Below are 16,083 nucleotides of genomic sequence, written 5' to 3'. Positions count from 1 at the left end.
GCGGCGAAATCTAGATTCGGGTGTAGGACCACAGAGCCAGTTTTCAAAGGCCCTAGATCTCAGACCTGGTTGGCCTGATCGCATGTTCCTATGCACTCAACAATCGTTCATGAATCTGGACCTGCTGCCCAAATTTTCAAACCTGTGCGCAATAATTCAGGTTGTTTTCAAACGCCTTGTGATGACAGATGCCCGAACAATTCCAGGCCATTCGTATCTCATGCGCGCGTTTCTTCACGTCATTCGGCGAGAGGCCGAACGCGCTGTGTCCGGCCGTCAAAACCCGGCGGACTGCAAAAGCGTCAGAGCGTTGGATGCCGATGAATTTCCTGCATTCATTCCGGCTATCTGCGAGCGCACAAGATAGCGGTTCGTAAACTCTGCTATCAGGTCGGGGTCCGTGAATTGCGAAACCGTGTTGTTTCCGCTAACCGCCTGGGTCTTGCCGCGAAATATTTCGTATTGCTGATCGATGTCGATCTGGCCAAAAGCTTTCGGCAGACCCAACGCGGTTTCGAACATCGCGCGCAAAGGCGGTAGGCCCATCAATGAGAACCACTTTGCCTTCTCACTGCTGGTTTCGTTCGCCAGCGCCTGCAATTCGCGCTGGGCGTACAGCGCAATGCGCATCGTTTCGTCCTGTTCGCCGACGGACACTTCAAAGCTTTGGGTGCGATAAAGATCCCGGACTTCGGCCATCTTTTCGGTGTTCATTGTCGTTCGGGTTTCGCCAGGACCGAAACCAAAAGCCTTGCTGAGTTTCTGGTACCGGTCATCCGTCAGCTTGTTGGCCAGCGCATCATCATTGTTTGTTCCATCCTCAAGGATTTTCTGGATAAAGAAACGGTTGTTGATGTCATCCTGCAGACCGAAGGCACCCAGGGCGACGCTTAGAAGTCGACGATCTTTTACCAGGTCTTCTGCAGTTCTTATGTCGCCGATCTTTTCGTCGAAGTATTCGGTATCGCGTTGCAATTTGGCTGAGGCGTTGAAGGCCTCAAACTGGGCGTCATACGTGCGCTGCAGGAACCGCCAGCCCACCAGGCCTGTGCTTGGAACGATCGGCTGAAAACTCATGATGGGCGCGCCGCGATAAGACGATCTTCGCGGGGAAGGAGCTTCCGAAGCGCTTTTAGGCATTTATAGTGATGTTCCTGAATCAGGGACTCGGTTGCTTCGGTCAGAGACGCCCGGCTGTCGGGATCGGTAAAGACCTGACTCAATTCCTCGATCCGACGCAAAAGAGAATAACGTGCGGATTCAGGATCGCAGTCGCCCGTCAGGATCAATTGCGCCGCATAGCAGACCCGGCGAACCGGCGTGTTCGCCTCGTCGGGATGTATGGCATCCCTTAGTCGCAGGATTTTTGCATCTGGTGTCACGATGGACAGTCGACTGCGCCGATCGCCGTTTTCGATCACGGCGCCATTGATCAAAACCCGTTCCTTAGGCGCCAGTTTCAGTACCAATCCACTCATGTCAGGCCTTTCCGCTGCGCAGGCCACGCAGGATGGCCGTGTTGATCTCTAGCAATGGTTGTATCGACGCCTGACGCGCCAGAACCTTGCTGGTGTGTTGGTTCGTAAATTCCGCGAGGTAGAACAGCCGCGCCTTCAGGTCCTTGGGAAGCGGATTGCCGGCGTCTGCAACATCAGTCGCAAAGATGTTCCACAGTTTGCGATTGTCGTGCAAGGCTGCTGCAAGCGCCGGAAACCCGGCAGGACCCTTTTCATATGCCGACCGGATTCGGGTCGTGATGCGGGCCACGGCTTCGTATTCTGTTCCGCGCGCTGTCCGGGTTGGTGCCGAGACTGCCGAATAGGCGCGATGCGCTTGTGAAAGAGCGTTCAAGTCATGTCCTCACGAATTTGATAGTCAGAGAGAAAGGCCGGAGCGCGTCGCGCTCCGGCCGATCCATTTAGCGGAACAGCGACAGGATGGTCTGCGGCGCCTGGTTGGCGATGGACAGGGCCTGAACGCCCAGCTGTTGTTGTGTCTGCAGCGCCTGCAGGCGGGAAGACGCCTCTTCCATGTCGGCATCTACCAAAGCACCGATGCCGATTTTCATCGCATCCGAAAGTTTGCCCACAAAGGAATTCTGGTCCTGGATCCGTTTGGCCGAGGCACCCAGTGCAGCGGCGCCATCAATCGCCGTCGTCAGGAAGGCTTCGATCTCGCCCAGCGCGGTCGCGGCCGTTGCTGTGTCGGTGATTGCCGTCAGATCGGTCGCCAGATCGATATCCGCTTCGAAATCAACCGTTGCCACTGTGATCGAAGAGGTGGTCGGTGCAGCGGTACCGACTCGGTCAAGCGAAGAAGTAATTGACAGGCTGGTCGCGCCATTGCCGTCCACGTCGGTTGCCAAAAGGTTTGCGCCGTTGAATTGAGCCGCACCGATAATGGACGCCACTTGGGCGACACGCTCGTCGATATCGGCTTGAATTTTCGCGTGATCGACGTTTTCGCTGGTGGCAGAGATGGCGAGTTGCTTGATATCTTTCAGAACGTTGACAACCTGCTCGGCGCCGGCCGAGGCAACGGCCACGGTGGATTCACCCAGCGACAGCGAGTCAGACACTGCCTTGAAACCGGCCACATCGGATTCCATCACTTTGGAGATCGCCCAGACGGCGGACCCGTCCTTGGCGCTCGCGATATCCTTGCCGGTCGAGATCTGGTCCTGAGTCTTGGCCAGGTTGGAGTTGATCGATTTCAGGGTCTGCAGTGCGACCATTGCACTGTTGTTCGTCAGAATGCTGGACATAGCATTTTCCTTAAGTCATAGGGCCGTTTCGCCCGGTTGCATCCCCGCCCGGTGAGGCGGACTAAACGTCTTCTGACCAATGCGATCACCGGTCGTCCGGCTTCGCGCCACCTCGTCTTGAAGTGCACCGTCACAATGGGATGCCAAGTGCTAATGGAGTCCTAAACCGGGTCCGAAGCTTTGTTCGCATTTGTTTCAATTCGACGTCAGGCCCGTTTCTCGACGCTTGTCTCGGTCGCGGTTCCAAAGATTCGTTTCTGTCCTCTGCGGTCATAGGTTTCCAGACCTGCACGGACCCGGCGCAGATCGGCCATACGGTTGGCGACTGCGCGAATACCGTCCAGCGCGCTGGTCAGCAGCGCCTGATTTCGGGTCACCTTTTCCTGCAAGGTGTCAAGACGACCTTGCTCGACCGCCTCAAGGGCGTTGATTTTCCCTATCAGGTCTTCCTTTATCAGCATCAGTTCGCCGATTCGCTCGAGATCGCCCGCGATCAGGGCCTGGCGTTCCTGGTCGAGCAGATCATCCAACCGTTCGATAAGGTCCTGGGGATTTTCATTTGTCATTCTCTGCCTCCTTCAGGGCGTTAAAAAGAGATTCGGCCAGGCCGATCCCGCCGGTGCGGGCAATCTGTTCTGCCTGAGCCCGTACGAGAAACGAGCCGAACTGGTCTTCTCCGGCTCCGCCCCCCATTGAGTCGCGGCTTTTGCCCAGACCGGCGGATTTCAGCATTTCTGTCAAAAACGCCGCTTCGAGTTCTGTCGCCGCCTCGCGTAGCGGGTCCTGTTTTGATGCGGCGGCCAAACCGGGGGGTGATGTGGAAGAGATCGGATCCATGGATTGCCTCGAATTGCTCGGATATTTCCAAGCATCGGTCGAATCCGGTTAAAAAATACGTAACCCGTTTGTCTGACAGTGGCTGCAACGTGATAGAAATCCGGGGCGCCATGCATATCAATTTCCTGTCGTTGTCGAAAACCGGCGACTCACCGGCATCAAGTCCGGTTCTACCCGAAACAACGGAATCGGCAGCCAAGCAGGGCATGTCCTTTGGTGCCCTGTTTCACCGGGAATCCGAGAATTCGCAGGGAAAGACCGACGCGCTCGTGGAGACCGCGGAAACCTCGGATGTGACCGAGGGCGCCGAGGACGAGAATGCGGACGTCGCATCTAAAAAGTTGGGTGAAGCCGAACCGGAACAGGAAGTTGCAGGTTCTGTGCCTGCAGGGGCAGAGTCCGATATTCCGGAAAACATCCAATCCGGCCTGGCCGTGCCAGCCGGCCAGGCCGAACCAGATTCCAAGCTTACAGAGCTTACCTCGACGGGCCCGCAGGCTGACTTTCGTGACTCATCAGAAGCGCCGCAGGAAATGCTTGAGAATGCGTCGGGGGATCGCGTCCGCATCGCTGCGGATGCGGCATCACCGTCCAGCCAGAGATCGGTAAACACGGCCGACCTCGTGCGGAGCGATCAGAGAGTGTCTGAAGGCTCCGAGACTTTGCTGCGGTCCTCAGATCAAATGCAGATTGTCGAAGCCGATTTCGAGCAAAATAGCACGACGACCCAGGATAGTCGCAACAACAGCGGGCTAATCCCAGGCTCCGCATTGACAACAGTTCCTTCTTCTGCCGCCACGGATTTGCCCGGCACAACGCCAGAGACCAGAGAAAAAACGTTGACCCTTCCCACGTCCACAACCTCTCTGGGCGGTGCGCAGGCAGACGAACAATCTGCGGGGTCCGTGAATTCTGACCGATCCGGCAAGGCGATCGCGCCTGAACTGGCGAGTCCCGCTCCACAAGAAGGTCCACCTGGAGCAAAGGAAAAGGCCTTGGCCGCCGCCGATCCGGCGTCAATTACGCGCCGTCCCATGATGGCGGAAACGGTGATGGCGGCTCGGGTGGCTGCCGCGCAATCCGATGTTGATCCGGCGGCCCAATTTAAAGGTTCCAAGGCGGAAAATTCCGAGCTCGCTAGTGCCACGGCTTTGGCAAGTGGTGCGCCGCGTGCGGGCGGTGAACCGGTTGCGTCGGGCCTTGTGCTGCCGATGCGCCAGACTGCGACAGCCGAGCCTGGAGCCAGGGCGATCGGAACCCACCTTGGCTTGCCGGACAGTGACGTGTCGTTGGGCGACGCGATGCAACCCGGTCGCGACGCACTGGCGGGGTCGGCCATTCGGATCGATCCGGTGGCACCGCAAACCTGGTCAACCAACACGGATTTGGGGTTCCAGCGCAGCGACTCGGTGCGCAACGCAGCTGCTCAGGCTGTTGAGGTCTTTGTCCGTCAGCCGGGAAAACCGGTCGAAATATCATTGAATCCGCAGGAGCTGGGTCGTGTCAGGATGGCGCTCACGACTTCGGAGACCGGAGTGACGGTGGTTATTCAGTCCGAACGCCCCGAGACCTTGGACCTGATGCGCCGCCATATCGATCAGCTTGCGCAGGAATTCCAGCAACTGGGGTATGAAAACACGTCTTTTCAGTTCGGCAATGGCGATTCGGGCGCAGACCGGACCGCAGAGGAATCGACCGATTCGACCTGTATCATGTCTGAAGAAACGGACTCCAACCCGAACCCTACTCCCACCCGCCTGGTCTCGACCGGGCTCGATCTGAGATTGTGAGCCATGATTGACAGCAGTACCGCCGCGACGACAGCCGCATCGGCGACGACCCCCGCAAAATCACCCGCATCTGCCAAGCCCAGCGGACTGGCATCCGATTTCGAAACCTTTCTCAAGATGTTGACCGCACAGGCGCGCTATCAGGATCCGCTGGAACCGATCGATTCGACCGAATATGCGGCCCAGCTGGCGCAATTCTCAATGGTCGAGCAACAGGTCAAGACCAACGACACATTGACCCTGTTGTCCGGCCAGATGGACCAGTCGAGCATGGCTTCGCTGGCCGGTTGGGTCGGCATGGAAGCACGGGCGGAAACGCCGATTGCGTTTGATGGCAGCCCGATCACGGTTTCGCCCAATCCTGCCCGGACGGCGGAGAAGGCCTTTTTGGTGGTCACAGACACGACCGGCAAGGAAGTGCAGAGGCAGCAGATTCCGACCCAGGCCGAACCGATTCAGTGGGCGGGTGTGGATGGCAACGGCCAACCTTTTCCAAACGGCACATACTCTTTCTCGGTCGAAAGTTTGAGCGGGGGAAAGACAATCAAGTCCGGGCCGACAGAAGTTTATGGGCGAATCGCCGAGGCGCAGGTGCAGAACAACGCGGTCATGTTGATATTCGAGGGCGGACAGGCCGTGCCGGCCACATCTGTCACCGCCTTGCGCGAGGGCAGTTGACGCGGCGGGGCCAAATTGCTGTATCGGTGAGCGGAAGGCGCTGGCATTCGCCAGTGCGCAAACCGGAGCCGCCGCCTGAAACATTCGACTTTCATTCCTCCCGCATCCGTGCTGTCGGATCTGCGTCAGGTCGGTCTGATCTGCGCGGGTGATCGATTCACGGTTTTACACGGGGGGCGCACCAACCAGGTCTGGCGCATTCACAACGATCTCGGCGACCGGGTTCTAAAGCTGTTTTCCGATGAAATCGCCAATCCTCTGTTTCCGAACCATCCGCATCATGAATCTGCCTGCCTGCAGCGGTTGGCTGGAACCGGGGTTGCACCGGACCCGGTTGCCGCAGGCAGATCTGATGGCTGTGAATGGGTGATCTATGATCACGACCGGGGAACGCCCTGGCAGGAAGACCCGGCTCTGGTNTGAATCTGCCTGCCTGCAGCGGTTGGCTGGAACCGGGGTTGCACCGGACCCGGTTGCCGCAGGCAGATCTGATGGCTGTGAATGGGTGATCTATGATCACGACCGGGGAACGCCCTGGCAGGAAGACCCGGCTCTGGTGGCCAAGGTTCTGGCCGATCTGCACAGGCTGCCGGCTCCAGATGATCTGCGAACCGCACCCGATGGCAGCCGCGCGCTGTCGGATCAGACCCGCATGATTCTGGCGGATTGCACGCCGCAGGGTCGCCGGGTCGTTGCGGCATTGGCCCCGAGCGGTACGGTTCCGGCATCCGGTCGCCGGTGTTTTCTGCATGGCGACCCGGTTCCCGGCAACATTCTGGTCCGCGCCGGGCGGGCCATTCTGATCGACTGGCAGTGTCCGGCGCTGGGCGACCCGTGCGAGGATCTGGCCATTTTCACCTCGCCGGCCATGCAGCACCTTTATCGCGGTGCGCCATTGCGCCCATGCGAGACGGAAGCCTTTTTGCGCGCCTATCCGGACGCGGATACCGTAGGCCGGTTTCGCGCATTGCAGCCTTGGTATCATTGGCGCATGGCCGCCTACTGCCTGTGGCAGACCGAACGTGGCAATTCGGACTATGCCCCCGGTCTGACGATGGAAAGGGCCGGGTTGTCGGCCGTTTCTTCGCCGACATAGTCGCCGCGGCCGACCGAGACATAGCGTAGAAAACCGGCGCGCCGTGCATCGCGGGCCGAGTAGATGTTGCGCAGATCCGCCAACACCGGACGGGACATGTGTTTTGCCAGGCGCTTCAGGTCGAGCGCCCGGAATTCGTTCCACTCGGTCAGGATGACCAGCGCATCGGCATTTCGCGCTGCCTTGTAGGCATCCTCGAACCAGTGCACGCCCGGCAATAGATCGCTGCCCTCGGCCCGGCCCTGGGGGTCGACGACCCGCACCTTGGCGCCGGCGCCGATCAATGCCGGAACGATGGTCAGGGCCGGCGCCTCGCGCATGTCATCGGTGTTGGGTTTAAAGGTGATACCCAGCACCGCAATGGTCTTGCCGGCGACCTGTCCATCCATCATGTCGACGACCTTGTCGACCATGCGGCGGCGCAGCTCTTCGTTCACCTTGATCACCGTTTCGGTGATCTGCATCGGCAGGCCGTGTTCCTGGCCGATGCGGGCCAGGGCGCGGGTGTCCTTTGGAAAGCAGGACCCGCCATAGCCCGGACCGGCATGCAGAAACTTATTGCCGATGCGCCCGTCCAGCCCCATGCCCTTGCTGACCAGCTTCACATCCGCGCCGGTGCGTTCGCACAGTGCGGCGATCTCGTTGATAAAGGTGATCTTGGTGGCCAAAAAGGCATTGGCGGCGTATTTAATCATCTCGGCGCTTTCCAGATCCGTGGTCAGAATCGGAAAATCGCGCAGATAGAGCGGACGATAGACGTCATTCATCACCTCGGCGGCACGGTCGTGCTGAACACCGACAACGACGCGGTCCGGGCGCATGAAATCGTCGATGGCGGCGCCTTCGCGCAGAAATTCCGGGTTTGACGCGACATCGAACTGTGCCAGCGGGTTGGCCTTGGCGATGGTCTGTTTGACGATCCGGTTGGTGCCCACGGGCACGGTGGATTTGGTCACAACCACCGTATAGTCGGTCATCGCTGCGGCGATTTCCTGCGCCGCGGCCATGACATAGGTCAGGTCGGCATGGCCGTCGCCACGCCGGGTCGGTGTGCCCACGGCAATGAAAACGGCAGCGGCGCCGCTGACAGCAGAGGCCAGATCGTCGGAAAAGGTCAGGCGCCCTGCGGCCACGTTCCGCGCCATCAAATCCTCGAGTCCGGGTTCGTAGATCGGCACCTGCCCATTGCGCAGCATGGCGACCTTTTCGGAATCCTTGTCAACGCAGACCACATCATGACCGAAATCCGAGAAACATACCCCGGACACCAGCCCGACATATCCGGTACCGATCATCGCGATCTTCATGACAGTCACCTCTTACCCAGTTTGCGGAACCCTTGGTCCAGGACGGCGGGCCTGTCAACCGGCCCGATTCCCTTCATCAGATACCCTGCAAATCATAATAAATGTCTGCCGCCGGCATCAGCCGTCGTGCGGGACGAGCGGCTTATGTGGCCTGATGTTCCTGGCGTCTGCGGCGCACCAGGTTGCGTTTCGAGATCAGCGAGGCCGTGATCACCCCCAGCGTGACGATCGCGATCATGATCGTGGACAGGGCATTGATTTCAGGGCTGACGCCCAGCCGCACGGCGGAGAAGATCTTGATCGGCAGCGTGGTGGCCGAAGGCCCCGAGGTAAAGGAGGCGATTACCAGATCATCCAGCGACAGGGTAAAGGCCAGCAACCAGCCGGAAATTACCGCCGGCGCGATGATCGGCAACGTCACCAGGCGAAAGGCTTCGGTCGGGGTGCACCCCAGGTCCAGCGCGGCCTCTTCCAGCGATCGGTCGAAGGTCGCCAGCCGCGCGGACACCACGACCGAGACATAGCACATGGAAAAGGTCGTATGCGCCAGCACGATGGTCAGCACGCCGCGATCCAGCCCGATGCCGATGAACAGTAACAGCAGCGAAAGGCCGGTGATCACCTCGGGCATGACCAGCGGCGCATAGATCATGCCGGAAAACAAAGTGCGCCCAAAGAACCGCCCGCCGCGTATCATGACATAGGCAGCCATCGTGCCCAGAACCGTCGCCAGGGTCGAGGAAAGCACCGCGACCTTGACCGTGACCCAGGCGGCGTCAAGGAAGGCCTCGTTTTGCAGCAACGCGCCGTACCAACGGGTCGAGAACCCGGCCCAGACGGTCACCAGTTTGCTTTCGTTAAAGCTGAAGGCGACAAGGATGACCATGGGCAGGTAGAGAAAGACAAAGCCCAGCGTCAGGGACACCACGTTGAACCAGCTCAGGCGCATCAGTGTTCCGCCTCTGGCTGTTTCTGCTGGTTACGCTGGAACAGGACGATGGGTACCACCAGGATCAACAGCAGCACCACGGCCACAGCCGAGGCCACGGGCCAGTCGCGATTCGAGAAAAACTCCTCCCACAGCACCTTGCCGATCATCAATGTGCCCGACCCGCCCAGCAGGGACGGAATCACAAATTCGCCAAGCGCCGGGATAAAGACCAGAAAGCAGCCGGCGACGATACCGTTTCGGCTGAGCGGCACGGTCACCAGCCAAAAGGCCTGCAGACGCGAACAGCCCAGATCTTCGGCGGCCTCGATCAACGAGTCGTCCAGACGATCCAGCGCGGCATAGACCGGCAGGATCATGAAGGGCAGATAGGTATAGACGATGCCGATATAGACGGCCGTGTTGGTGTTCAGGATGGTCAGCGGTTCGTTGATGACTCCGATCCAGATCAGGGCCTGATTCAAAAACCCCTCGGTGCTGAGAATGCCCATCCAGGCATAGACCCGGATCAGAAAGCTGGTCCAAAAGGGCAGGATGACCAGCATCATCAGCGTTGGGCGCCATTCTTCGGGCGCGCGCGCCATGCCATAGGCGATCGGATAGCCCAACAGCAGGGTCAGGCCTGTCGAAACGGCGGCGATTCTCGCGCTGCTGAGATAGGCTTTCCAATAGAGATCGTCCTCGGTCAGCCAGACGAAATTCTCGAAATCCAGCTGACGCAGAAAGGCGCCGATCCCGTCGCCGCCGCCCAGCACCGGCGTATAGGGTGGGATTGCCACCGCGGTATCGGACAGCGCGATTTTCAGCACGATGGCAAAGGGCACCAGAAACAGCAGCAGCAACCACAGATAGGGCAGGGCGATCAGGACGAACCGGCGCATCACTGGGCCAGAACCACGCCGGCCGTCGCTGTCCATGACAACCAGACCGAGTCTTCCCATGTCAGGTTGCGCCGCGAAATGCGCCGGGTGTTGGCGGTCTGCGCCTTGATGATCTGACCCGTCGGCAATTGCACGAAATAGGTCGAAAGATTGCCCAGATAGGCGATGTCCAGCACGGTGCCCTGCATGGCGTTGTCCGCACTTTCGGGCCTTTGAGACGAGATCGTCACCTTTTCCGGCCGGATCGCCAGATGGCAGTCCTGATCCGGTGCCAGGGGCTGTTCCGAGGTCGCGGTCAGGGGGGGATGACCCTCGGACCAGTCGATGTGATACCGGTTGTGGCCGATGGCGCGGGCGCGGCCTTTCAGAATGTTCACGTCCCCGATGAAATCGGCGACATAGACACTGTTGGGACATTCATAGATATCGGCCGGGGTCGCCACCTGTACCAGTCGGCCTTCGTCCATCACCGCCACCCGGCTGGCGACGGTCATTGCCTCTTCCTGATCATGGGTCACAATCACAAAGGTCGTGCCGGTGGTTTCCTGGATGTCCATCAGTTCGAACTGGGTTTCCTGCCGCAGTTTCTTGTCCAGCGCCCCCAGCGGTTCGTCCAGTAACAGCAGTTTCGGCGCCTTGGCCAGCGACCGGGCCAGCGCCACGCGCTGCCGTTGGCCGCCCGAAATCTGATGCGGCTTGCGGCGGGCGAACTTTTCCAGCCGGGTCAGGCGCAGCATGTCGGCGACGCGGGCGGCGATCTGGTCTTTTGGCAGGCGGTCGCGCCGCAAACCAAAAGCGATGTTGTCCCAGACCGACAGATGCGGAAACAGCGCATAGGACTGGAACATCATGTTGACCGCGCGCTTGTGGGGCGGCACGGGGCCGATATCCTGCCCCGCCAGTTCGATCCGCCCCCGGGTCGGGGTTTCGAACCCGCCCAGCATCCGCATCATGGTTGTCTTGCCGCAACCCGAAGGCCCCAACAGGGCGAAAAACTCTTGCTCGTAGATGTCCAGAGACAGGTCATCAATCGCGGTGAAATCGCCAAACCGCTTGGTCACGTTCTGAAACCGGATCAAGGGCGATTCTGCGGGATCCGCCCAGGGCCTGAATTCAACTGTCTGCACGATCGCTCTCTGCGCTGGGCGGGAAAGGAACGGGCGACCGCCGCGGGACTCGCCCGATGCGGGTCCGGTCAGGTGCCCGACTTGATCTTGGTCCAGAGGCGGGTCACCACGCGCTGGGTTTTCGGCGGATAGGGCGATTTGACATACAGGTTTTTCATCGTCTCGGCATCGGGATAGATCGCCGGATCACCGATGACATCCTCGGCCAGGAACTCTTGCGACGCCTTGTTGCCGTTGGCGTAATAGACATAGTTCGAGGCCGTTGCCATGTTCTGCGCGTCCATCATGAAGTTCAGAAAGGCATGGGCCGCGTCCGGGTTCGGCGCGTCCACCGGTATGGCCATCTGGTCGAACCACATCAGCGAACCTTCGGCAAAGGGATGATAGGCGATTTCGACACCGTTATCGGCTTCGGCGGCGCGGTCGCGCGCCTGCAAAACGTCCCCCGAAAAGCCGATCGCGACGCAGATGTCGCCATTGGCCAGGGCGTTGATATATTCCGAGCTGTGGAACTTCTGAATATAGGGGCGCACGGCCATCAGCGGCTCTTCGACCCGGGCGATGACCGCCTTGTCGTTGGTGTCGGGATCTTCGCCCAGATATTGCAACACCATCGGGATGATCTCGGTCGGAGAGTCCAGGAAATGCACGCCGCATGCGGCCAGCTTTTCCATGTTTTCCGGCTTCATGATCAGGTCCATGCTGTTCAGCGGCGCGTCCGCGCCCAGCACCGCCTTGACCTTGTCGATATTTACGCCCAGCCCGGTCGTGCCCCACATGTAGTTGATCGAATAGGCGTTTCCGGGGTCAAAGCTGGCGGTGCGGGCCTCGATCACGTCCCACATGTTTGCCTTGTTGGGCAGCTTTGCGGGATCGATTTTCTGATAGACCCCCGCGCCGATCTGGCGTTGCAGAAAGTCGTTGGACGGCACCACCACGTCATAGCCGGACCCGCCCGCCAGCATCTTGGTTTCGAGCACCTCGTTGCTGTCATAGACGTCATAGATCAGATCTATGCCGGTCTCGGCCTCAAAGTTTCGCAGCAACTCCTCGTCGATGTAGTCCGACCAGTTGTAGACGCGGACCTCGTCCGCCATTGCGGCGTGGCCGGCGCCCAGAATCGCAAGGATGGTCAGCGCAAAAGGTTTCATGTGGTTCTCCCGTTGTGGTTCCGACTTATATGCCGGCTGAATAATTTGATCAAGTTTTTGCCTTCATTGCCAAGCCAAGCTATGATCAAGCGCACAGAAACACGACAGAACCGGACTTGTCGATGACAGGAGCAGCGCAGGTGACACAAACCACAGCCCAGGCAGCCGAAGCGGAACAGAAAAAGGCGCGACCGCCGGCACACGAGCATGTGTACCAAAAGCTGCGCGCGCAGATACTGTTCGGCGAAATTGCACCGGGGCAGGCGGTCACGATCCAGGGTCTGACAACTGCGTTGGGGGCGGGGATGACGCCGGTGCGCGAGGCCATTCGCCGGCTGATATCCGAAGGCGCGCTGATGTTTCAGGGCAATCGCCGCGTCAGCGTTCCGGTTCTGGCCGCCGGAGATATCGAGCAGATAACTTTCATCAGGAAAGCAATGGAGTTAGAGTTGACCCGCCGCGCCGTTACGCACATAGGCGCGGACGAGATCGACCAGCTGAAATCCATCGACAACGCGCTGGACGAGGCCATCGAAGCCGGCGATGTCGGCACCTATCTCAAGCGAAACTACCAGTTTCATTCGCGGCTTTATGCGCGGGCCGACGCGCCGATCATGGCCGCAGTCGCGGACCGGCTGTGGCTGCAGTTCGGTCCGTCGCTGCGGGTGGTTTGCGGCCGCTACGGCACCCACAGCCTGCAGGATCATCACAAGGATTTGCTGGTGGCGTTGCAGGCGCAGGACGCCGATCTGGCTGGGCGTTCTGTGATTCTGGATATCGAGGATGGCATGCGGCAGATCGCGGCCGACCTGAAAGGCGGCGATTGATTCGATTGACAGGATTAAATTTGATCATATTTTAAGGTGACCCTAAGCCCGGAGAGCGCCGCCATGCCAACCATCTCCAATCACATGCCCACCGCCGAATTACAGGCTCTGGACGCCGCGCATCACATGCACCCGTTCACCGCCGGAAACGAGCTGGCCGAAAAGGGCGCGCGTGTCATAACCGGCGCCAGCGGCGTCACTCTGACCGACAGCCAGGGCAACCGGATCCTGGATGCGATGGCCGGGCTGTGGTGCGTCAATATCGGCTATGGGCGCGACGAACTGGCCGAGGTTGCGGCCCGGCAAATGCGCGAATTGCCATTTTATAACACATTTTTCCAGACCACCCATGTGCCGGCGATCGCGCTGGCCAACGAATTGGCCAGCCTGGCGCCGGGTGATCTGAACCACGTGTTTTTTGCCGGGTCGGGCTCTGAGGCGAATGACACCAATATCCGGATGGTGCGCACCTATTGGGCGCTCAAGGGACAACCGTCAAAATCGATCATCATCAGCCGCAAAAACGGCTATCACGGCTCGACCGTCGGCAGCGCCAGCCTGGGCGGCATGTCCGCGATGCACGCGCAGGGCGGATTGCCGATCGCGGATGTGCACCATATCAACCAGCCGTATTGGTGGGCCGAAGGCGGCGGCACCGATCCCGCTGAATTCGGGCTGGCCCGGGCGCGCGAGCTGGAAGAAGCGATTCTGACGCTGGGCGAGGACCGGGTGGCGGCGTTCATCGCCGAACCGGTACAGGGCGCGGGCGGCGTGATCATTCCGCCTGCCACTTATTGGCCGGAAATCCAGCGGATCTGCGACAAGTATGAAATTCTGCTGATCGCGGACGAGGTGATCTGCGGGTTCGGGCGCACCGGCAATTGGTTCGGCAGCCAGACGCTGGGCATCCGCCCGGACATCATGACCGTCGCCAAGGGGCTCAGTTCGGGCTATCAGCCGATTGGCGCCTCGATCGTCAGCGACACGGTGGCCAAAGTGATCGGCAGCGATGAATTCAACCACGGCTATACCTATTCCGGCCACCCGGTCGCCTGCGCCGTGGCGCTGGAAAACCTGCGCATTCTGCAGGACGAGGACATCATCGGCCATGTCCGCAACGTCGCCGCGCCGTATCTGAAAACCGCCTGGGCGACGTTGGCCGACCACCCGCTGGTGGGCGAAGCGCGCACCTTGGGGCTGATGGGCGCCATCGCCCTGACGCCGGACAAGGACAGCCGCGCGGCATTCGCCGCCGAGGAGGGCACGGTCGGTCTGATCTGTCGTGAACGCTGTTTCGCCAACAATCTGATCATGCGCCATGTCGGGGACCGGATGATCATCGCGCCGCCGCTGGTGATTCAGCCGGACGAGATCGACACGCTGATCGCGCGGGCAACGGTGGCGCTGGACGAATGCCATGCCGAGTTGAAAAAGCGCGATCTGCTCAGATCGGCGTCATAGACGCGGCGCGTCCACCGCCGTCAGCACGCCGGACCGGCCCAGCCGCGACAGCATGTCCAGACAGGTTTGCAACTGATCCAGGCTGACGAATTCGTCAGGCCTGTGGGCCTGTTCGATCGACCCCGGCCCGCAGACCGCCACCGCCATGCCCAACTGCTGAAACAGCCCGGCCTCGGTGGCAAAGGCCACGACATCGGCGCCATTGGCGCCGTTCAGCCTGGCCAGCAGATCGCGGGCTGCGTTTTCCGGCATCACCTCCAGCCCGGCGACTTCGCCGATCACGTCGGTCACGATATCCGCGTCCGGCCAGACCGCCTGCATCATTGGCAGCAGGTCCTGGTCGATGACGCGCTGCATCTCTGTGTGGACAAACGCGGCGTCCTTGTCCTGAACCGGGCGCATTTCCCAATCCACCTCGGCCTTTCCGGCGATCACGTTATGCGCGACGCCGCCGGCAATCCGCCCGACATTCAACGTTGTCCAGGGCGGTTCGAACGGGCTGTTTTCGGGCGCGCGCAGCATCAGTTCGCCGCGCAGCCGCATCAGTTCTCCGACATAGCGCGCCGCGTATTCCGCAGCATTCACGCCGCGATGGGGGGCTGATCCGTGGCCTTCGCGACCGGAAAACCGCACGGTGTATTCGCAACAGCCCTTGTGACCCTCGATCACCCGCATCTCGGTCGGCTCGCCGATGATCGCGATGGCGGGCCTGATGCCGCGCCGCTGCAGTTCCGGCACCAGGGCCTGCGCCCCCAGACAGCCGACCTCTTCGTCATAGGTAAAGCTGAAATGCACCGGCCGGCACAGAGGTAGAGCAGCATAGTCGCGGGCCATGACCGTTGCGGCGGCGATGAACCCTTTCATGTCGCAGGCGCCGCGCCCGTACAGCCGCCCATCGGACTGGCGCAGCGCAAAGGGATCGCTGGTCCAGTCCTGATCGGTCACCGGGACGACGTCGGTATGGCCCGACAAAAGGACCCCGCCATCGGCGTCGGGACCGATCGTGGCAAACAGGTTGGCTTTGGCGCCACTGTCGTCGTGAAACAGGTCGACCTGCGCGCCGAAATCCTGCAGGCGCTGGCCAAGATCGGCGACCAGTTCGAGATTACTGTCGCTCGAGACCGTGGGATACGCGATCAGATCGCCCAGCAGCGCGACGGTTTCCTGCAGCGGACCGGTCATTGCAAGGTCCGTCTCAAAGCATCTCCCCGACAG

Annotated in this window: 17 protein-coding genes; 5 read left to right on the top strand and 12 right to left on the bottom strand. The window is 60.3% G+C overall.

Features of this window, described 5'->3' with window-relative positions:
- Positions 1-276 precede the first annotated feature (276 nt).
- The 6 genes from ACFMPD_RS15935 to ACFMPD_RS15910 all read right to left on the bottom strand — a co-directional run bounded on the left by ACFMPD_RS15935 (position 277) and on the right by ACFMPD_RS15910 (position 3,601).
- The gene (locus tag ACFMPD_RS15935; protein ID WP_380996541.1) at positions 277-1,077 is read right to left on the bottom strand and encodes a DUF1217 domain-containing protein; all 801 of its coding nucleotides are present in this window, start codon (positions 1,075-1,077) and stop codon (positions 277-279) included.
- A complete protein-coding gene (gene flbT / locus ACFMPD_RS15930) occupies positions 1,074-1,478 on the bottom strand; it encodes a flagellar biosynthesis repressor FlbT (RefSeq protein ID WP_380996539.1) in 405 nt (134 codons plus the stop codon). The genes ACFMPD_RS15935 and flbT overlap by 4 nt, the downstream gene beginning before the upstream one ends.
- Position 1,479: 1 nt before the next feature.
- Positions 1,480-1,851 carry a flagellar biosynthesis regulator FlaF gene (gene flaF / locus ACFMPD_RS15925; RefSeq protein WP_380996537.1) on the bottom strand — a complete coding sequence of 124 codons (372 nt, stop codon included), beginning with the start codon at positions 1,849-1,851 and terminating at the stop codon, positions 1,480-1,482.
- A 67-nt stretch (positions 1,852-1,918) separates the two neighbouring features.
- Complete coding sequence (locus ACFMPD_RS15920; RefSeq protein WP_380996535.1) at positions 1,919-2,764, bottom strand: flagellin N-terminal helical domain-containing protein; 846 nt, start codon at positions 2,762-2,764, stop codon at positions 1,919-1,921.
- Between the two features lie 206 nt (positions 2,765-2,970).
- The gene (locus ACFMPD_RS15915) at positions 2,971-3,330 is read right to left on the bottom strand and encodes a flagellar biosynthesis protein FlgN (protein WP_380996532.1); all 360 of its coding nucleotides are present in this window, start codon (positions 3,328-3,330) and stop codon (positions 2,971-2,973) included.
- On the bottom strand, positions 3,320-3,601 hold the full coding sequence (locus ACFMPD_RS15910) for a rod-binding protein (RefSeq protein ID WP_380996530.1): 282 nt from the start codon (positions 3,599-3,601) through the stop codon (positions 3,320-3,322). The genes ACFMPD_RS15915 and ACFMPD_RS15910 overlap by 11 nt, the downstream gene beginning before the upstream one ends.
- Here ACFMPD_RS15910 and ACFMPD_RS15905 point away from each other — a divergent pair.
- The 3 genes from ACFMPD_RS15905 to ACFMPD_RS15895 all read left to right on the top strand — a co-directional run bounded on the left by ACFMPD_RS15905 (position 3,580) and on the right by ACFMPD_RS15895 (position 7,165).
- On the top strand, positions 3,580-5,391 hold the full coding sequence (locus ACFMPD_RS15905) for a flagellar hook-length control protein FliK (protein ID WP_380996527.1): 1,812 nt from the start codon (positions 3,580-3,582) through the stop codon (positions 5,389-5,391). The two genes, ACFMPD_RS15910 and ACFMPD_RS15905, sit on opposite strands and share 22 nt — an antisense overlap.
- Positions 5,392-5,394: 3 nt before the next feature.
- Entirely contained in the window at positions 5,395-6,069 is a 675-nt protein-coding gene (locus ACFMPD_RS15900) for a flagellar hook capping FlgD N-terminal domain-containing protein (protein ID WP_380996525.1), read from the top strand.
- Positions 6,070-6,442: 373 nt separating this feature from the next.
- Positions 6,443-7,165: a phosphotransferase gene (locus tag ACFMPD_RS15895; RefSeq protein WP_380996522.1), complete on the top strand. Its 723-nt coding sequence runs from the start codon at positions 6,443-6,445 to the stop codon at positions 7,163-7,165.
- Here the strand turns inward: ACFMPD_RS15895 and ACFMPD_RS15890 are convergent.
- The 5 genes from ACFMPD_RS15890 to ACFMPD_RS15870 all read right to left on the bottom strand — a co-directional run bounded on the left by ACFMPD_RS15890 (position 7,105) and on the right by ACFMPD_RS15870 (position 12,580).
- Positions 7,105-8,472 carry a UDP-glucose dehydrogenase family protein gene (locus ACFMPD_RS15890; RefSeq protein WP_380996519.1) on the bottom strand — a complete coding sequence of 456 codons (1,368 nt, stop codon included), beginning with the start codon at positions 8,470-8,472 and terminating at the stop codon, positions 7,105-7,107. The genes ACFMPD_RS15895 and ACFMPD_RS15890 overlap by 61 nt on opposite strands.
- A 142-nt stretch (positions 8,473-8,614) precedes the next feature.
- A complete protein-coding gene (locus ACFMPD_RS15885) occupies positions 8,615-9,424 on the bottom strand; it encodes an ABC transporter permease (protein WP_380996543.1) in 810 nt (269 codons plus the stop codon).
- Positions 9,421-10,302: an ABC transporter permease subunit gene (locus ACFMPD_RS15880; protein ID WP_380996516.1), complete on the bottom strand. Its 882-nt coding sequence runs from the start codon at positions 10,300-10,302 to the stop codon at positions 9,421-9,423. The genes ACFMPD_RS15885 and ACFMPD_RS15880 overlap by 4 nt, the downstream gene beginning before the upstream one ends.
- Entirely contained in the window at positions 10,302-11,429 is a 1,128-nt protein-coding gene (locus ACFMPD_RS15875; RefSeq protein WP_380996514.1) for an ABC transporter ATP-binding protein, read from the bottom strand. The genes ACFMPD_RS15880 and ACFMPD_RS15875 overlap by 1 nt, the downstream gene beginning before the upstream one ends.
- Before the next feature lie 68 nt (positions 11,430-11,497).
- Positions 11,498-12,580, bottom strand: a complete 1,083-nt coding sequence (locus ACFMPD_RS15870) for a polyamine ABC transporter substrate-binding protein (protein ID WP_380996511.1) — start codon at positions 12,578-12,580, stop codon at positions 11,498-11,500.
- Positions 12,581-12,720: 140 nt separating this feature from the next.
- Between ACFMPD_RS15870 and ACFMPD_RS15865 the strand changes: the two genes are divergently transcribed.
- Positions 12,721-13,407 carry a GntR family transcriptional regulator gene (locus ACFMPD_RS15865; RefSeq protein ID WP_380996509.1) on the top strand — a complete coding sequence of 229 codons (687 nt, stop codon included), beginning with the start codon at positions 12,721-12,723 and terminating at the stop codon, positions 13,405-13,407.
- Between the two features lie 63 nt (positions 13,408-13,470).
- On the top strand, positions 13,471-14,868 hold the full coding sequence (locus ACFMPD_RS15860) for an aspartate aminotransferase family protein (RefSeq protein WP_380996506.1): 1,398 nt from the start codon (positions 13,471-13,473) through the stop codon (positions 14,866-14,868).
- On the opposite strand, the gene argE is transcribed toward ACFMPD_RS15860, so the two are convergent.
- Complete coding sequence (argE, locus tag ACFMPD_RS15855; protein ID WP_380996503.1) at positions 14,863-16,050, bottom strand: acetylornithine deacetylase; 1,188 nt, start codon at positions 16,048-16,050, stop codon at positions 14,863-14,865. The genes ACFMPD_RS15860 and argE overlap by 6 nt on opposite strands.
- Positions 16,051-16,083 lie beyond the last annotated feature (33 nt).

Source organism: Sedimentitalea sediminis, assembly GCF_042687825.1.
GTDB lineage: Bacteria > Pseudomonadota > Alphaproteobacteria > Rhodobacterales > Rhodobacteraceae > Sedimentitalea.
The sequence above is the reverse complement of the archived record's forward strand: the minus strand, read 5'-3'. Positions and strand labels throughout refer to the sequence as shown.